This window comes from Parasutterella secunda (assembly GCF_016901835.1).
Lineage (GTDB): Bacteria > Pseudomonadota > Gammaproteobacteria > Burkholderiales > Burkholderiaceae_F > Aphodousia > Aphodousia faecavium.
In genome coordinates this window covers 1-489 of the sequence record NZ_JACJKX010000048.1, presented here as the reverse complement: position 1 = coordinate 489, position 489 = coordinate 1, and the positions used below count along the sequence as shown (strand labels likewise).

2 protein-coding genes are annotated in these 489 nt (G+C 47.4%); one reads left to right on the top strand and one right to left on the bottom strand.

Features of this window, described 5'->3' with window-relative positions:
* Positions 1-247 (top strand): hypothetical protein (locus tag H5985_RS09285; RefSeq protein ID WP_205051022.1); only part of this gene is annotated, 247 nt, incomplete at its 5' end.
* Here the strand turns inward: H5985_RS09285 and H5985_RS09280 are convergent.
* A partial coding sequence (locus H5985_RS09280) for a hypothetical protein (protein ID WP_205051021.1) occupies positions 244-489 on the bottom strand: 246 nt, incomplete at its 5' end. The two genes, H5985_RS09285 and H5985_RS09280, sit on opposite strands and share 4 nt — an antisense overlap.

Below are 489 nucleotides of genomic sequence, written 5' to 3'. Positions count from 1 at the left end.
TGTTTGGCGACCAAACATCCAAGGGACTACAAACGTAGCAGGCTATGCTCCTGATAACTGGACAGCAGGCGGATCGGCAACCGGTCCCTTCCAATCGATGGTGAAATGGGGATCAGGGCTTTCAGCAATCCCGAACGATACTCACGGAGCCGTGATTTCGATGAATGCGAATCTAGCCAATGATTTGTACACAGGTTCGAAAAATCAACCATCCGCCCTGCAAGCCTTGGCATGTATTAGGTACTAATACCTGATACAGGGTAAAGCTTGTAAAGCCTTCGGCTGCATTACCGTTCCGTTGTAGATCGAAGAATTACGAGAAGCATCGAAAGTTATGACATTCGCATTACCAGTTCGTGTGTCGTATGCGATTTGATAAAGATCGTAGCTTTCTTCGGTCTTTCCACTTGACCAAAAGGCATTAGGAGATCCCGGTGTTGGCCAAAGTGCGTCTGAGCGATTATCACGGAAACCACCTGTAATGTTTGG